Raw genomic sequence first — 16,815 nt, 5'->3', positions numbered from 1 at the left:
TAGGGGCTGTTGATCTTTGTAGTATATATATTAATCAGCCCACATTGGTAGCCACATCATAGTAAATGCTAAAGCGAGCATGGAATGATAATTCCGTTCAAGCTTTTCATACCTTGTAGCTATCCCTCTATATTGTTTGATCCGACCAAAGGCATTCTCAACTAAGTGCCTATATTTGTACATGCACCAGTCAATATCTTCATTACCCACTAAACTGTTATCCTTGCGTGGAATAACGGGTGTAGCGCTATTATCACGAATAAACTCTCTTAGTTTTTCACTATCGTAGCCTTTATCTGCGACAACCACATTACTCGTTGGGCAATTGTCTACAAGTGACTCTGCATGGACGATATCATGCGTATTTCCACAGGATAATTCATAATAAACAGGCAATCCTCCGCTATCTACTGCAAGATGAATTTTAGTCGAATTGCCACCTCGACTCTTACCGATTGATTCATTGCCAGCGGTTCTTGCACCGCAACTATGCTGGTGAGCCCTGACAATACTGCCATCAATAAAGATCCAATCCATATCAGCATAGTGGGATAACACACGAAATAATTCATTCAAAATATCTTTTTTGGACCATAAATTAAATCGTCTATAGATAGCACTCCACGAGCCGAAATAAGACGGTAAATCTCGCCAAGGAATACCGGTACGCATCTTATAGAGTATGCCTTCGAGCGTTTTTCTATGCTCAGGCTTATTATAAATTCGACCACTTAAGTGCATTACTTTTGATAAGACATTCCATGTCGCGTCTGTTAACATTAATCTTGGCATGAGGGTTCGGTGTAACGTTTTTTAGCGAATTCAATTATACCTTATCCTCATGCTGTTTGTTTTTTATACCGCAAAGATCAACACGCCCTAGTACTTAGCGGTAAACGGTAACCGATAGAAAAAACAATGATATTTGTTGTTTCAAAATCGGAAGTCATACTTTCTGCATTTCTTAAAAACTATGCTATGAATACAGCCTAGTTTATTTGACATAGATACTAACGCAATCAAAAGCGAGCAATATTTATGCGGCTGTGTAGTAATAAGTAAGATTGCATGTTCGCGAATCTTTGTTATATGGCGATTTTACTTTTTCATTATTCCAGTTTCTCTATCTATAAAACTTCTGGCAAATACAGGAGAATTGAGTTTGGCGTGCATCTAAAGTAAAGAGTTGTTTTACTATACTTGATTAAAACACTCGGGTATTAGATAATCACGCCATTACGATATTGAGGGTTTTAAAATGTCTGAAGAATTACCAATAAAGTTCAGCGATGCAGCTGCTGTTCGTGTTAAACAGTTAATCGACGAAGAAGAAAATCCAGAACTAAAACTGCGTGTTTACGTAACAGGTGGCGGTTGTTCAGGTTTTCAATATGGTTTTACTTTTGATGAAAAAGCGAACCCAGGCGATTTAGAAATAGTGAAAAATGGCGTAACCTTAGTTGTTGACCCTATGAGCATTCAATATTTAGTTGATGGTGAGGTTGATTACACCGAGGGACTTGAGGGCGCGCGCTTTTTTGTTTCAAATCCAAACGCAACAACAACATGTGGTTGTGGTGCAAGCTTTAGCGTTTAAAAGTAACGACTAAAAATATTAGAGCCGCTTAAGCGGCTTTTTTAATGCCTAAAATTCACTAGGAGTAAATTCGGTTATTTGCATTATTAATACAAAAAATCCAAGCACAAAAACCGAAAAAGCTAAAATATACATAAATCCTTTTTTACCTTGCTTAATAGGTACGTCATTTTTACGTAGAAAAAAATACCAGCCTAAGCACAAAACAATAGGTAATAAAAAAAGCAATCTGAACATCATCTAACCTTCTTAGCATTAATTATTGTTTAATGATAAACGTGTAACATTAAAATGAAATAAATATTTATTAATATTTTTCATGTGAATGATGTGATTTTTTAATATTTTCTGATAACTTAGGTTGATTGTTCAGCGTTTATAAATGTTTGAGCATGATAAATCTGTACCGAGAATGTAATTAATTATTTAACCCATGTGTTAATAGTATATAATGTATCCAAGAATGAGACGGGCAAAATTTCATTCCCAAAAAAATCTATACCACATTATTAGCATTATTTTTGGCTATGTGGGTGGAGGTAAGTAGCAATACGTGCTTAATTAGCAAGTAGTTTTGCTATTTAAGTAAAGTAGTATCGCTACTTGCTTACCTACAGCTATTGATAGACTGCTACTTTAATTGGTATGTCAAATCATCTAGTAGGAGATGTAAAATGATGGGCAAGACCGTTTCTTCAGAAGAAAACGCAAAGTTAACAAAGTGGCTTAAAAGTAAGCGACATGAAAAAGGGCATACAATGCGCAGCCTAGCACAAGTGCTTGGTACACCTCATTCATTTATCGGCAAAATTGAGAATCAAGAACGCCGTTTAGATGTAATTGAATTTGTTCGTTATTGTACTGCGCTGGAAGCTGACCCGTATGAAGCTTTAAGTTTACTTAAAGTAGATTAACGATAAATTGCTTAGCTTACTTTGAGTAGCACTTAAAATATCTAAGCAATAAATTAATGCAGGGATGCATTAAATATTTTTATGATAATTTCTTTCAAGCTCGTATAGCTTATGCCTAATTAAATACAAAAAAACCAGCGATGGTATGACCATTAACGCGGTAAGAATAAAGAATAACGACCAGTTACCATTTAACCAGTCGTCTATAACCACACCACTGTAACTCGAAAGTAATGTTCTTCCTAAGTTCCCTAATGATGCTAATAAAGCGTAATGCGTTGCGCTAAATGCTCTGTCACATAGCATTGATATAAATGCCACCATAGCCACTAATGACCATGCTTGCGTAAATCCGTCAATAACTATAGCGAATGCATATAGTCTTAAATCAGGACCCACTAAAGCAATCCATGAAAACACCAAGTTTGAAGCCGCCATTGCAATTCCGCTTATAAATAAGCCTTTAACAATGCCGTACTTTTGATTAAATAAGCTGCCAACAAAGGTAAATATAATAGTAAGTACCGCTGTACCAACTTTTGAAAATGTCGCAATGTCGCTATTACTAAAGCCAATTTCTTTATAAAAAACGATCGACATGCGGCCTAAAAAAGCCTCACCTATTTTAAACAAGAAAATAAATGCAAGTAGTGCAAGTGCTGTCTTAACACCATTTTTAGCAAAAAAAGCTCTAAATGGATCAATTACTGTAACAGCAAGCCATGCTACTATTTTTGTGACTGGGGTGTGTTTTGAAGAGGCTAGCTTTTCGAGATATACACGCTCTAGCTCAGCATGCACAACCTCTCTGTTAGACTTAGGCTCTTTAGCAAATAATACTCCACTCATTAGCAGCAGCATTACAGCAGCTAAAAAGTAATAAATTTGGGGCCAATCGAGCGAGGGGATATCAGCCATGTAAAATGGAATGGCGCCTAAAAGCGCATAACCTGTCCACCAACCAGAGGTTGCCATAGCGGCAGCTGCTGTTGCTTTATGAGATTCGTTTTCGCTTAAGGAGTCTATTCTAAATGCATCAATTGCTATATCTTGTGTTGCAGAAGCAATTGCTATTAATAAGCAAATTGCAGCGACAAGTGCTAAATTTTCTTTTAAATCAAGCCCAGCCAATAGCAGTACACCAATTAATATAAAGCTTTGGCAGAAGAGTATCCAACTACGGCGCTGACCTAATAGTTTGTATAAAAAAGGAAGTTTTGTACGATCAATTAAAGGCGACCACAAAAAGTTAATACTGTATGCACCAAATACAATGCCAAATAAGCCAATCATACTGCGGCTTAAACCTTCATCTTTAAGCCATGCAGACATCACTGAGCCAATGAGTACCCACGGAAATCCGCTGCTCATACCAAATATAAAAATATTGATTAAGCGTTTATCTTTAAAATAAGAAAAGTATTCACGGATTGAGAGTGTTCTGCTCATAGGGCCTTCATTGAGGGCGGGTGCAGTTTAACTGCACCTCATTAATTATAATGGTGTTTGCTCAAGCAATTTAATATTTAAAATAACAACGGGAGTTTTTGGTACAAAATCGTAGCCAATTTTTTCGTTAAAACCGGTTTCTACTGTCATAATTTTATCAAGTGTATCGTAGCCATCCATTACGTTACCAAATACAGCGAATCCCCAATCTTTACCTGGATTTAAATGATCGTTGTTGTCCATGTTAAAAAAGAACTGACGAGTTCCTGAGTGAGGTTGACGGTCTTGATAAGCCATGGCAATGCTGTACATATCATTTTTTAAACCATTGCCGCTTTCATTAAAAATAGGATCATTTTCATGTAAGCCATCATAGTCTTTATCGTACCCACCGCCTTGAATTACAAAGTCGCGGTCGTTTTCTACATCGCGTTCAATACGGTGAAAAACACTGCCTTGATAGCTTTTATCAGACACGTAAGTCAAAAAGTTATTAACCGTAATCGGTGCTTTCGAGCGATCAAGTTCGACCACAATACTCCCCATCGACGTTACAATTTCTACTCGCGGAAAAATATTATCTTTTTGTACAAAGCGGCCTTCTTGGGCTGCTAAGCTACTTACACTAAAAAATAAGCCTAAGCAGATTAAAAAAAGTCGTTTCATAGTTAACCTTCTAAAAATTCGATTAATTCAGGGTCAGATACAATGCGGGTAATTATTTGTTCAGTCAACTTATTGAGTTGGCCTTCTATTTTAGCTCTGTCGTGACTAAAAGGGCCTTCTAAATTCGCACTACCTCTGTATATCTTACTAAAGTTGCTGTTAGAGCGAATAACCCTAATACCAAGCTCTATTTTGGCTTCACTCGTGTGGCTCATTAGTTTTTCGGTTACAACAGCTTGAAGCGCGTGGATATCTACTTCAAAGCGCACAGCCGCTAGGTTAGAAATACTGGCACCGTTTCTACTTAATGCACTGTCTAAAACGCTTTTAACTGACTCGGTAATACCTTGGCTTGCAAAGGTTTTAGTTTTATCAGATTCAATAAGCTTAAGAGTTGAAGTATCGCCACGTAAATCAATTACACTACTACTTAAACTCGTGTTTATTGAACTAATTTGACCACTTTTATAAACAGGGTTAAGTATTACTTGATTAGGTTGCTGAGCGCATGCAGATAATATAAATAATGTGCATAGGCTAAAAATAATTTTAATCATTATGTTCCTAATAGTTTTTAGTTGCGCTAAGTACTACAAACTTTTTGTTTGAACCTAGTAGCTTACAGTTACCAAACATACGATTTAGTTTATCGTGATAGTCTAAATGACGGTTTCCTATAATACGCAACTCACCGCCTTCCTTCAGTGTTTCTTTGGCTTGTTTAAACATTTGCCATGCAATGTGGTCTGTTACCGCTTGAGCTTGGTGAAATGGCGGGTTACATAAAACCATGTCTACACTGTCTTGAGTGAAATCGGTTAAACAATCGTTTTCGATAAACTGACAGTTATCAAACTGTTCAGGCATATTCTGTTCTACATTTAATCGTGCAGATTCAACCGCCATGTATGATTCATCAACAAACGTAACAGATGCTTTAGGACAGCGAGCAAGCGCCATTACGCCAACAACACCGTTACCACAGCCTAAATCGATTATACTAGTTTCTTTTTTAGTCTCTGGGAGGTAATTAAAAAAGAATCTCGCACCAATATCTAACGAGTCACGCGAAAACACATTTGCATGGTTAGTTATATTAAATTCAGTGCCTTCTAGTTCCCAGCTCACAGGAAAGTCGGCTGCTTTATATCCGCCTTTAGCCGTACCTAATATAAGGCGTGATTTTTTAACTGCTAAGCTTGTTTTAGTATCACCAATAAATTGCTCGAATGATTTTATTGTTGAGTTATGAATTTCTTTTGTTTTACCTGCTGCAATGACTGGTGTGCCTGGTGCAAGTATTTCGCTTAATTCACTTAGCTGAAACTGTAAAAAACCTACGTTACGCGGTATTTTTATCAGAACTAAATCAACATCATTAGGCAATGCTGACAAGCTATCTATTTGGCTAAATTGCGCAGTAGATAGTTTGTTTATTTGTAAGTTATACGCCACTGCTTGGTGGCTAATATAAGAATCATTAACTGAACAAACCGTTAATTGATTAAAACTACAAGCAAGTGCACCAAAGCTATCGTTTAAAATAAGCAGTGAGCGACAATCTGGGTGATGTTCGTTAACATAATTGATAAGGTACTCATCTGCTGAATCCCACGCTTGTAAACTGCGGTTTTTTTGATCCAAAGGAAAGCGTTCAAGAGTAAAGGTTTTATCGCCTAGCTGGGCTTGCGTCGTCATAATGGTTTTTTGATCAGTAAACTAATAATGTAGGTAAATTCTAACATGCAACGGCAAAACGCCAACCCCCAACAGTTACCAAATGGCTTTTCTTATCAAAGTAAGGCACTTAGCGCGCAAAAAAGCCTCGATTTATTTTATTATTTGCAAAAAAATCTAATTTGGCAGCAGCCAAACGTAACGGTTTATTCTAAAACAGGTCCAATACCGCGACTTCAATGTTTTATTAGTGAGCATAATATTGAAGATGGCTACTCTCACAGTAAGTTAATAGTAGAGCCTTGGCCTGATATTTTATTGGCAATGCGAAAGCGATTAGAGAAGCATTTAAATCAACCATTAAACTCTTTACTCGTTAATTACTACAGAGATGGCAACGATACAATGGGCTGGCACAGTGACGACGAAATAGAACTTGGTCATCAACCTACAATAATATGCATATCGCTTGGGGCTGAGCGCGTTTTAAAACTTAAGCAAAAATCTACAAATAAAGTAACGGATTTAAAATTGCAAAGTGGTAGCTGTTTAATAATGAGTGGCGACAGTCAGCGCGATTACCAACATGCAATACCAAAGCAAACTACATTAGCTCATCCGAGAATAAGTTTAACGTTTAGGTATATTAAGCAAGTTACGCAACGATAATTTTAGTTAGCCAACAGGCTTAGCTACTTGTTATGATAACTATATAAATTAGCTACAAAAATGGTTTTATGTCAATGCAGCAACAAATTCAAGAAAAAATAAGTAATGCTATAGCTTGTAAGCATTTAAATGTAATCAACGAAAGCCACATGCACAGCAAAGGCACTGAGTCACATTTTAAAGTAATAGTAGTAAGTGAAGAATTTGCAGGTAAACGCCTTTTACAACGTCATCGTGAAATCAATGAAATTTTAAAAGATGAGTTAGCAAATCATATTCATGCATTAGCAATCCATACTTATACACCTGATGAATTTACTGAGCAGGGCGGTGAAGCACCTGATTCACCAAATTGTTTAGGTGGATCTAAGTAAGTCTAAGCAGATAGTTAATTTATAAGAATTTGATCAGCTTTAGCATTCACTATTAACTGATCAGATCAGTGTTTTTAGTATTAGCCTTTAAACTAGCGCTAATTTTTATTGTAAAGATATAGGATCATCAATGGTCATTAAGCCTAAAATTCGTGGATTTATCTGTACCAACGCACACCCAGTGGGCTGTAGCGAGCATGTTCAAGAACAAATTAACTATGTAAAACAGCAAGGCGCATTAAAAAGTGCACCAAAGAATGTATTAGTTATTGGCGCATCTACAGGCTACGGTCTTGCTTCGCGTATTACAGCCGCATTTGGTGGTGGAGCTAAAACGTTAGGTATTTTCTTTGAAAAAGAAGGCACTGAGCGTAAAACAGGTTCTGCTGGTTGGTATAATACCGCAGCATTTCAAGAAGCTGCTGATGAAGCGGGTCTTTGGTCTAAAAATATTAATGGCGATGCGTTTTCAAACGAAATAAAACAAAAAGCTATTGATACTATTAAAGCCGATTTAGGCAAAGTAGATTTAATTATATATAGCTTGGCATCACCGCGTCGTACCGATCCTAATACAGGTGAAGTTTTCTCTTCTACGTTAAAGCCAATTGGCAACGCCGTTACAACTAAAAACCTTAACACGTCAAAACGTGAAATTGATGAAATTACAGTTGAAGCAGCAAATCAAGACGATATCGATAACACTATTAAAGTTATGGGTGGCGAAGATTGGGAAATGTGGATTGGCGCATTAAAAGAAGCGGATGTATTAGCTGATAACTTTAAAACCACTGCCTACACGTATATCGGCAAAGAGTTAACATGGCCAATATACGGACATGCGACTATCGGTAAAGCAAAAGAAGATTTAGACCGCGCAACTGCTGCAATTAAAGAATCTACAAAAGACTTAAATGGCGAAGCGTATGTGTCGTCACTTAACGCAGTAGTAACGCAAGCAAGCTCAGCTATCCCGATTATGCCTTTATATATCTCTGCATTATTTAAAGTAATGAAGGCTGATGGAACTTATGAAGGCACTATTGAGCAAATTCAGGCTCTATTTAGTGAAAACTTGTATGGTGATACGCCACGTTTTGATGACGGCGGTCATTTATTCCAAAACTATAAAGAGTTAGAAGACGACGTTCAAGCGCGTGTTCAAGCAGTTTGGGATAAAGTAGATACAAGCAGTATTGATGAGTTAACAGATTATGTTGGTTACCATAACGAATTTTTACGTTTGTTTGGTTTTGGCATCGATAGTGTAGATTATGACCAAGATGTAGATTCGGTTAAAGCAATTGCAAATATGATTGATTAATCTTTTCTAAAATATGTAATTAAAAAGTCGCCTAGTGCGACTTTTTTTGTTTTTTAGGTTTATTAATAAATTGTAATGAAAAACAGTAATCGTTGCCTAAGCTACCACTTTGGTCTAACTTAAATTTTATTAAATGCACTTAACAAATCCAAATAAGCATATCTCTCGTATAATTTTCATAAATACACTCGCATAGTCACCCACAATGGTGTTAAAATTGAGGCAATATGTGAAGAGTTTTTACTGCGTTGCTTGTTTGGTATTCATAGCGAGTTGTTCTTTTATACATTGAAATAACTTGGAATAGCTAAATGGCGACGTGGTTGGTACGATTTTTCAGTTTCTTTCCGTTAATGTAGTGCAAGTGCGTATGATCAACATAAAAAAAGGTCTGGATTTACCCATAGAGGGCGCACCTCAGCAAGTTATTCACGACGGTTCTCCCGTCAAACGTGTAGCTGTGCTAGGTGAAGAGTTTATTGGTATGCGTCCAACCATGCATATCCGTATGGATGACCAAGTTAAAAAAGGCCAGGTACTTTTTGAAGATAAAAAGAACCCAGGCGTCCTATTTACCGCACCAGCTTCTGGTGTTGTAAAAGAAATAAATCGTGGTGCTAAACGTGTGCTGCAATCTGTTGTTATTGAAGTAAACGGCAGTGAGCAAATCACCTTTGACTCTTTCTCTGAAACTGAGCTTACAAGCTTAGATCGTGAAAAAGCCAAAGAAGTACTTATACAATCTGGTCAATGGACAGCACTTCGTGCTCGCCCGTTTAGCAAAGTAGCGGCTGTGGATGCAAATCCTAGTTCTATTTTTGTGACCGCAACCGACACAAATCCTCTTGCTGCAGATCCTGCGGTAATTATTGCCGAAAATGCGCAAGCATTCGAAGCAGGTTTAGCTGTTGTTTCGCGTTTGACCGATGGTAAGGTATTTGTTTGTAAGCGAGCTGGCAGTAAAATTCCTAGTTCATCTATAGCTCAAGTAGAAGTACATGAGTTTAGTGGTGTACATCCGGCTGGTCTTGTAGGCACTCATATCCATAATCTTGACCCTGTATCTGTTAGCAAGCAAGTTTGGCATATTGGTTACCAAGACGTTATTGCGTATGGTCACTTATTCCTTACTGGTGAGATTTACACGACTCGTGTTATTTCGCTTGCAGGTCCACGTGTTAAAAACCCTCGTTTAGTGAAAACACAATTAGGTGCTTCATTGGATGATTTAGTGGCTGGTGAATTAGAAGACGGTGATAACCGTGTTATTTCTGGTTCGGTATTATCAGGCTCTACTTCAAACGGTGTTCATGCATTCTTAGGTCGTTACCACGTTCAAGTTTCAGTATTGCTTGAAGGTCGCGAAAAAGAATTGTTTGGCTGGATTGCACCAGGTAGTGATAAATTTTCTGTAACGCGTTCATTCCTTTCTCACCTTGCGCCAAGTCGTTTATTTAAAATGACAACGTCAACAGGTGGTTCAAAACGTGCCATGGTACCAATTGGTAGCTACGAGCGCGTAATGCCGTTAGATATTTTGCCGACACTATTATTACGTGACTTAATTTCACGCGATTTAGACAGTGCAATTTCATTAGGCGCGCTTGAACTTGATGAAGAAGATTTAGCGTTATGTACCTTCGTTTGTCCTGGCAAATACGAGTATGGTTCTATCCTGCGCGATTGCTTATCAACGATCGAGAAGGAAGGCTAGAGAGATGGGTTTAAAAAAATATCTTGAAGATATCGAGCCGAATTTTGAAGCCGGTGGTAAATATGAAAAGTTTTATGCACTGTATGAAGCAGCTGCAACTATTTTTTATACACCTGGCTACGTAAATAAAGGCGCGACACACGTACGCGATAACATCGACCTAAAACGCATGATGATTTTAGTGTGGATGGCGACGTTTCCAGCTATGTTTTTTGGTATGTTCAATATTGGTCATCAGGCCGCTGGTGCATTAGCACAAGGTTTTGAACTAGCTAATTCTTGGCAGGTTGGTTTGTTCCAGTTATTAGGTGGTGTTTTAACACCTGATGCAGGCTGGGGCGCTAAAATGTTTTATGGAGCGTGTTTCTTCCTACCAATTTACGCAGTAACGTTTGCTGTAGGTGGTTTTTGGGAAGTTATTTTTGCTTCAGTGCGTAAACATGAAATAAATGAAGGTTTCTTCGTTACTTCTGTATTATTCGCACTTATTTTGCCTGCAACAATTCCTTTATGGCAAGTTGCGCTTGGTATTACGTTTGGTGTCGTTATTGCTAAAGAAATCTTTGGTGGTACGGGACGTAACTTCTTAAACCCAGCTTTAGCGGGTCGTGCGTTTTTATTCTTCGCATACCCAGCTCAAATCTCGGGTGATACAGTATGGACAGCAGTAGATTCGTTCTCTGGTGCAACTATGCTAGGTCAAGCATTTGCTGGCACACTTGATTTTGCAAACATGGAATTATGGTGGAATGCGTTTTACGGTTTCATTCAAGGTTCTGTAGGTGAAACATCTACACTTGCATTATTAGTAGGTGGTTTATTCTTAATCTACGTTCGTATTGCTTCTTGGCGCATTGTACTAGGTGTATTCCTAGGTATGGTAGCAACTGCATTTTTATTAAATGCTGTAGGCTCAGAAACTAACCCTGTATTTGCAATGCCTTGGTATTGGCATTTAGTACTTGGTGGTTTTGCGTTTGGTATGTTCTTTATGGCTACTGACCCTGTATCGGCTGCATTTACTAACAAAGGTAAATTAGCATATGGTCTATTAATTGGCTTTATGGTGGTTATGATCCGTGTTGTGAACCCTGCTTTCCCAGAAGGCATGATGCTAGCAATCTTATTTGCTAACTTATTCGCACCATTATTCGATCACTTTGTTGTGCAAGCTAATATTAAGCGGAGGTTGGCACGTAATGTCTAGTAATAACGAATCAATCGGTAAAACGTTATCAGTTGTTGTAGCGCTATGTTTAGTGTGTGCAATCATTGTATCGTTTGCTTCTGTACAGCTTCGTCCTTTACAGCAAGCAAATAAAGAGAAAGATATTCAAAGTAATATCCTATCTGCAGCGGGTATCGAAAAAGTAGAAAATGTATCTGATACATTTAACGCTAAAATCGAAGCACGTGTTGTAAATATGACTACAGGTGAGTTTGTAGATACAGACCCAACAATCTTTGACTTTGAAAAAAGCAAATATGATGCAGCGCTAAGTGTTTCTCTTAAAGAGAAAGGCGTTAAAGATATTGCTGGTATTCAACGTGTGACTAAAGAGTCGCCGGTGTATATCTCTAAAAAAGAAGATGGCTCTATTGATGCAATCATTCTTCCTATCCAAGGCTATGGCTTATGGGGCTTAATGTACGGTTTTATCTCGCTTGAAAGCGATGGTGAAACAGTTAAGAGCATTATTTTTTACAAGCATAATGAAACTCCTGGTTTAGGTGGCGAAATCCAAAATCCACAGTGGACTGCAACATGGGAAGGTAAAGAACTTCCAATTCAAATTGTTAAAGGTACTGCGGGTAATGATGAGCATAAGATCGATGGTCTTTCAGGTGCTACATTAACGTCTAACGGTGTTGATCATGCAGTTGATTTTTGGACTGGCGAAAATGGCTTTGGCCCTTTCCTTGCGAAAGTACGTAAAGGAGCGTTGAAATAATGGCTGATACTAAAGAAATGAAGGCGGTCCTATTTGGTCCGGTTTTAGCTAACAACCCAATCGCATTACAAGTACTTGGTATTTGTTCTGCGCTAGCGGTAACGTCTAGCTTAAAAAATGCATTAATAATGTCAATTGCTTTGACATTGGTTACCGCGTTTTCTAGCTTCTTTATCTCGCTAATACGTAACCAGATCCCATCGTCAGTACGTATCATCGTACAAATGACGATTATTGCATCATTAGTAATTGTTGTTGACCAAGTACTACAAGCGTTTTCTTATGCTACGGCAAAAGAGCTTTCGGTATTCGTTGGTCTAATTATTACGAACTGTATTGTAATGGGTCGTGCTGAAGCATATGCGATGAAGTCGCCACCAATCATGTCATTCCTTGATGGTATTGGTAATGGTTTAGGCTACTCTGTTGTTTTACTTACTGTTGGTTTCATTCGTGAACTGTTCGGTAAAGGAACACTATTCGGTGTTGATATTATCCCATTAGTACAAGATGGTGGTTGGTATCAACCTATGGGTCTATTAATATTACCACCGAGTGCATTCTTCATCATTGGTTTATTCATATGGGTACTTCGTACTTATAAGAAAGACCAAGTAGAAGCTAAAGCGTAAGGGGCACACAGTGGAACATTATATTAGTTTATTTGTAAAAGCCGTTTTTATTGAAAACTTAGCGTTATCATTCTTCTTAGGCATGTGTACTTTTTTAGCAGTATCTAAAAAAGTTACTACATCAATAGGCCTAGGTGTAGCGGTTATTGTTGTTTTAGGTATTTCTGTACCTGTAAACAACTTGGTTTACCATGCTGTGTTAGCACCAGGTTCGCTTACGTGGCTTGGTTACCCTGATGCAGATCTTAGCTTTTTACGTTTCTTAACTTTCATTGGTGTTATTGCAGCACTAGTGCAAATTCTTGAAATGGTATTAGATAAGTTTTTCCCAGTACTTTACAACGCGTTAGGTATCTTCCTTCCATTGATCACAGTTAACTGTGCAATCTTTGGTGCGGTATCTTTCATGGTTGAGCGTAACTATGACTTCGGCGAGTCTGTTGTTTATGGTATTGGCGCTGGTGTTGGTTGGGCGCTTGCAATTACATTACTTGCAGGTATCCGTGAGAAACTGAAATACTCAGACGTGCCAGATGGCTTACGTGGTTTAGGTATTACCTTCATCACTGTTGGTTTAATGGGACTTGGCTTTATGTCATTCTCTGGTATTTCACTGTAAAGGGTAGCGAGGATAAATCATGGATTATCAGATTTTCTTAGGCGTTGGTGTTTTTATCGCTATCGTTGTACTACTAGTTTTAGTGATCATTGGTGCTAAATCTCAGTTAGTTGCAAGCGGTGACATCATCATCGGTATTAATGGCGATAAAGACAAAGCCATTACTACATCAGCAGGTAATAAACTTTTAAGTGCATTATCTGAGTCAGGTATATTTGTATCATCAGCTTGTGGTGGCGGTGGCTCTTGTGGTCAGTGTCGTGTACACATTAAAGAAGGTGGTGGCGATATTCTGCCAACTGAACTTGATCACATTTCTAAAGGTGAAGCCCGCGAAGGCTGTCGTTTAGCGTGTCAGGTAAATGTTAAAAATGACATGGAAATTGAACTTGAAGAGTCAATTTTCGGTGTTAAAAAGTGGGATTGTGAAGTTATCTCTAACGATAACAAAGCAACGTTCATCAAAGAGCTTAAACTGCAAATCCCTGGTGATGAGTCAGTGCCTTTCCGTGCGGGTGGTTACATCCAAATCGAAGCGCCACCTCACCATGTTAAATATGCAGATTTTGATGTTCCTGAAGAATATCGTGGCGACTGGAACCATTTTGGTTTCTTCGATCTGGAGTCAAAAGTAGACGAAGAAACAATTCGTGCTTACTCAATGGCTAACTACCCAGAAGAAGAAGGCATCATTATGCTTAACGTGCGTATTGCTGCTCCGCCTCCAAGAAACCTAAGCTTACCTTGTGGTAAAATGTCTTCGTACATTTGGTCACTTACAAAAGGCGATAAGGTAACTATTTCTGGTCCATTTGGTGAGTTCTTCGCTAAAGACACAGATGCAGAAATGGTATTTGTTGGTGGTGGTGCTGGTATGGCGCCAATGCGTTCACATATCTTTGATCAACTTAAGCGTTTGAACTCTAAACGTAAGATGAGCTTTTGGTATGGCGCACGTTCTGAACGTGAAATGTTTTACGTAGAAGATTTTGATGGCTTAGCAGCTGAAAATCCTAACTTTGTATGGCATACAGCACTTTCAGATCCACAACCAGAAGATAACTGGGAAGGCTATACAGGCTTTATCCATAACGTGTTATTTGAGAACTATCTTAAAGACCACGAAGCGCCAGAAGATTGTGAGTACTACATGTGTGGTCCTCCAATGATGAACGCGGCAGTTATCACTATGCTTAAAGACTTAGGTGTTGAAGACGAAAATATCTTATTAGATGATTTCGGTGGCTAACACTGATACCAAAACAACTTAGTTTTGGTTAAAATACCAGCCTCGTAGCACTTTGTGTTACGAGGCTTTTTTTATTCTTTAATTTATTCAATCTATTAAGTAGAGCGGTTATGAATCGAGTAAGTACTCCCCAAGGCATAATTGCCTTATTATTAATTACACTGACTTTATTGTTATCAGGGTGTGGTGAAAAGCCAGAGCCAGAAGAGATTTTTCTGGAGGGTAAAACCATGGGTACCACCTATCATATTAAATATTATGATGAGAAAGCGCAGTTAAGCTCACAAAAGCTACAGTCGCAAATAGATGCTGTTTTGGTTAACGTAAACCAGTCGATGTCTACTTACATTGAGAACTCTGAAATAAATACATTTAATCGTTTGCCAGCAAATAATATTATGCCAATAAGTGAGGATTTTAGAGCCGTTGTATCTGAGTCGATTCGTTTAGGTAAGTCTACAAAAACGCTTGATGTAACCATGGGACCACTTATTGATTTGTGGGGGTTTGGTCCAGATAAAAAACCAACTAACCGCCCTAGTGATGAAGAGCTTGCAAGCATGGTTGAAAAAATAGGTATTGATAAACTTATTTTAACCGAACAGGGTTTAGCTAAAACAATAGATGGCTTAGAATTATCGTTTTCGGCTACAGCTAAAGGTTATGGAATAGATAAAGTGGCACAGTTGTTAGAAAGCCATAACATAACTAATTACATGGTTGAGATTGGTGGTGAGCTGCGTATAGCGGGTGAGAAGCCAAATAGCCAAGACTGGAAAATTGCAATAGAGCAGCCAGATGCACAACCAGGAGAGCGTAAAGTACACCGTGTTTTATCGCCAGGTACAAATGGTATTGCTACATCGGGTGATTACCGTATTTTTTATAAAATGGATGGTGAAATTTATACGCATTTAATTGACCCAGTTACGGGTATGCCTATTAAGCACGACTTAGTATCAGTAACAGTGCTTCATCCAAGCGCAATGACTGCTGATGGGCTAGCTACTGCACTTACTGTGATGGGGATGGAAAAAGCCCAAGCATATGCGCAACAGCACGATTTGCCAGTGTATTTAATAGGTAAATCCAAAGATGGTTTAGTTACTTACTCAAGCCCTGCATTTAAGCCCTATTTATAGGATTGGGTAAAGCTTGTTTATTTTCGTATTGCTAGGGTATATAATAGCAGTCGCTCAAAAATTTTTTGAGCTTAATTTATTGCTGATCAATAGGGGCTAAGCAATGTCACTTTTTCTTCTTACTTTTGGCTTACTAATTTTGATAGTTTCGGCTATGGCCGTTGGTATGATCGTGCAAAAAAAATCTATGGCGAGTAGCTGTGGTGGTTTGGGTTCGGTTGGTATTGATAAAGCCTGTGATTGCGATGATCCATGTGATAAACGCAAAAACCGTTTAGCTAAAGAGCAAGCCTGGAAAGAAAACCAAATTATTTAAGCCTGCCTTAAATAATACTAATTACATTGAAAGGAAGAACACTCTATTGAGTTAAATAATAACTTACTAGTGCAATGTAATTGGTGTGAAAAGCGCTTTATAGCGCTTTTTTTGTGTCTATAAAATTACTAACTTGAACTTATTGCTGATAAATTTAATTTTGGCAGTTATTTTTGATACGTAGTCGTCTTTCTGTATTCGAATGAATCCGCATTACAATCAATGTGTTGGTGAATTTCTCAGCCAAACTTTATGCTATTTAGCACCTCCCAAAAGTAATCCAATCTTAATGTATTAGACAAAAGTCTATAGTTTAGTTTTTTTCACCTATTAGGTTTATTTTTCTCGTTTGTCAAATTTGAGCTAACACTCTAAAGTTTAACCATAGACAAAGAGCAAAGCTCTAGTCATAAGCTTGAGGCAATTAGCTTCGCTTAAAAGAATCTTTATATTGTGTGTGAAGATGTTGTCAGTGTGAAAGGCAACTCAAGTTCGGTGGATTCACTTCCATAAAGAACGAG

General features: G+C 38.0%; 19 protein-coding genes. 13 read left to right on the top strand and 6 right to left on the bottom strand.

The window, feature by feature from the left end:
* Nucleotides 1-30 precede the first annotated feature (30 nt).
* Nucleotides 31-792 (bottom strand): IS5 family transposase, encoded by a 762-nt coding sequence (locus L647_RS0120340; protein WP_024611512.1) that lies wholly within the window; start codon nt 790-792, stop codon nt 31-33.
* Between the two features lie 466 nt (nt 793-1,258).
* On the opposite strand from L647_RS0120340, the gene erpA reads away from it, so the two are divergent.
* Nucleotides 1,259-1,597 (top strand): iron-sulfur cluster insertion protein ErpA, encoded by a 339-nt coding sequence (gene erpA / locus L647_RS0120335; protein WP_007376119.1) that lies wholly within the window; start codon nt 1,259-1,261, stop codon nt 1,595-1,597.
* A 48-nt stretch (nt 1,598-1,645) separates the two neighbouring features.
* Here erpA and L647_RS1000000126610 read toward each other — a convergent pair whose 3' ends face one another.
* Nucleotides 1,646-1,834, bottom strand: coding sequence for a hypothetical protein (locus L647_RS1000000126610; protein ID WP_024612651.1), 189 nt, complete (start codon nt 1,832-1,834; stop codon nt 1,646-1,648).
* Between the two features lie 437 nt (nt 1,835-2,271).
* On the opposite strand from L647_RS1000000126610, the gene L647_RS0120325 reads away from it, so the two are divergent.
* Nucleotides 2,272-2,511, top strand: a complete 240-nt coding sequence (locus tag L647_RS0120325) for a helix-turn-helix transcriptional regulator (protein ID WP_024612650.1) — start codon at nt 2,272-2,274, stop codon at nt 2,509-2,511.
* Nucleotides 2,512-2,580: 69 nt separating this feature from the next.
* Here the strand turns inward: L647_RS0120325 and L647_RS0120320 are convergent, their stop codons facing one another.
* Genes L647_RS0120320 through L647_RS0120305 form a run of 4 tightly spaced genes read right to left on the bottom strand, consistent with a single transcriptional unit; the run spans nt 2,581 to nt 6,324 of the window.
* Nucleotides 2,581-3,960, bottom strand: a complete 1,380-nt coding sequence (locus L647_RS0120320) for an MFS transporter (RefSeq protein ID WP_024612649.1) — start codon at nt 3,958-3,960, stop codon at nt 2,581-2,583.
* Nucleotides 3,961-4,005: 45 nt separating this feature from the next.
* Entirely contained in the window at nt 4,006-4,626 is a 621-nt protein-coding gene (locus L647_RS0120315; protein WP_024612648.1) for a peptidylprolyl isomerase, read from the bottom strand.
* Nucleotides 4,627-4,628: 2 nt separating this feature from the next.
* Complete coding sequence (locus L647_RS0120310) at nt 4,629-5,183, bottom strand: YajG family lipoprotein (RefSeq protein WP_024612647.1); 555 nt, start codon at nt 5,181-5,183, stop codon at nt 4,629-4,631.
* Between the two features lie 7 nt (nt 5,184-5,190).
* Nucleotides 5,191-6,324: a methyltransferase gene (locus L647_RS0120305; protein WP_024612646.1), complete on the bottom strand. Its 1,134-nt coding sequence runs from the start codon at nt 6,322-6,324 to the stop codon at nt 5,191-5,193.
* 45 nt (nt 6,325-6,369) lie between these two features.
* On the opposite strand from L647_RS0120305, the gene L647_RS0120300 reads away from it, so the two are divergent.
* The 11 genes from L647_RS0120300 to nqrM all read left to right on the top strand — a co-directional run bounded on the left by L647_RS0120300 (nt 6,370) and on the right by nqrM (nt 16,294).
* Complete coding sequence (locus tag L647_RS0120300; protein ID WP_024612645.1) at nt 6,370-6,972, top strand: alpha-ketoglutarate-dependent dioxygenase AlkB; 603 nt, start codon at nt 6,370-6,372, stop codon at nt 6,970-6,972.
* Between the two features lie 68 nt (nt 6,973-7,040).
* On the top strand, nt 7,041-7,346 hold the full coding sequence (locus tag L647_RS0120295) for a BolA family protein (RefSeq protein WP_024612644.1): 306 nt from the start codon (nt 7,041-7,043) through the stop codon (nt 7,344-7,346).
* 130 nt (nt 7,347-7,476) lie between these two features.
* The gene (gene fabV, locus L647_RS0120290) at nt 7,477-8,670 is read left to right on the top strand and encodes an enoyl-ACP reductase FabV (RefSeq protein ID WP_024612643.1); all 1,194 of its coding nucleotides are present in this window, start codon (nt 7,477-7,479) and stop codon (nt 8,668-8,670) included.
* Nucleotides 8,671-9,040: 370 nt separating this feature from the next.
* On the top strand, nt 9,041-10,384 hold the full coding sequence (locus L647_RS0120280) for a Na(+)-translocating NADH-quinone reductase subunit A (protein ID WP_024612642.1): 1,344 nt from the start codon (nt 9,041-9,043) through the stop codon (nt 10,382-10,384).
* 4 nt (nt 10,385-10,388) lie between these two features.
* Nucleotides 10,389-11,591: an NADH:ubiquinone reductase (Na(+)-transporting) subunit B gene (locus L647_RS0120275; protein ID WP_024612641.1), complete on the top strand. Its 1,203-nt coding sequence runs from the start codon at nt 10,389-10,391 to the stop codon at nt 11,589-11,591.
* Nucleotides 11,584-12,336: a Na(+)-translocating NADH-quinone reductase subunit C gene (locus L647_RS0120270; protein WP_024612640.1), complete on the top strand. Its 753-nt coding sequence runs from the start codon at nt 11,584-11,586 to the stop codon at nt 12,334-12,336. Before L647_RS0120275 ends, L647_RS0120270 begins: the two co-directional genes overlap by 8 nt.
* Nucleotides 12,336-12,968, top strand: coding sequence for an NADH:ubiquinone reductase (Na(+)-transporting) subunit D (locus L647_RS0120265; protein ID WP_008169732.1), 633 nt, complete (start codon nt 12,336-12,338; stop codon nt 12,966-12,968). The genes L647_RS0120270 and L647_RS0120265 overlap by 1 nt, the downstream gene beginning before the upstream one ends.
* Before the next feature lie 10 nt (nt 12,969-12,978).
* A complete protein-coding gene (nqrE, locus tag L647_RS0120260; protein ID WP_024612639.1) occupies nt 12,979-13,587 on the top strand; it encodes an NADH:ubiquinone reductase (Na(+)-transporting) subunit E in 609 nt (202 codons plus the stop codon).
* A gap of 19 nt (nt 13,588-13,606) precedes the next feature.
* On the top strand, nt 13,607-14,836 hold the full coding sequence (gene nqrF, locus L647_RS0120255; protein WP_024612638.1) for an NADH:ubiquinone reductase (Na(+)-transporting) subunit F: 1,230 nt from the start codon (nt 13,607-13,609) through the stop codon (nt 14,834-14,836).
* Nucleotides 14,837-14,946: 110 nt separating this feature from the next.
* Entirely contained in the window at nt 14,947-15,978 is a 1,032-nt protein-coding gene (locus L647_RS0120250; protein ID WP_024612637.1) for an FAD:protein FMN transferase, read from the top strand.
* 103 nt (nt 15,979-16,081) lie between these two features.
* Entirely contained in the window at nt 16,082-16,294 is a 213-nt protein-coding gene (nqrM, locus tag L647_RS0120245; protein ID WP_007376137.1) for a (Na+)-NQR maturation NqrM, read from the top strand.
* Nucleotides 16,295-16,815 lie beyond the last annotated feature (521 nt).

It is taken from the genome of Pseudoalteromonas sp. TB64 (assembly GCF_000498095.1).
In the GTDB taxonomy this organism is placed as follows: Bacteria; Pseudomonadota; Gammaproteobacteria; order Enterobacterales; family Alteromonadaceae; genus Pseudoalteromonas.
Note: the sequence above shows the minus strand (reverse complement) of the source record. Positions and strands in the feature narration are given on the sequence as shown.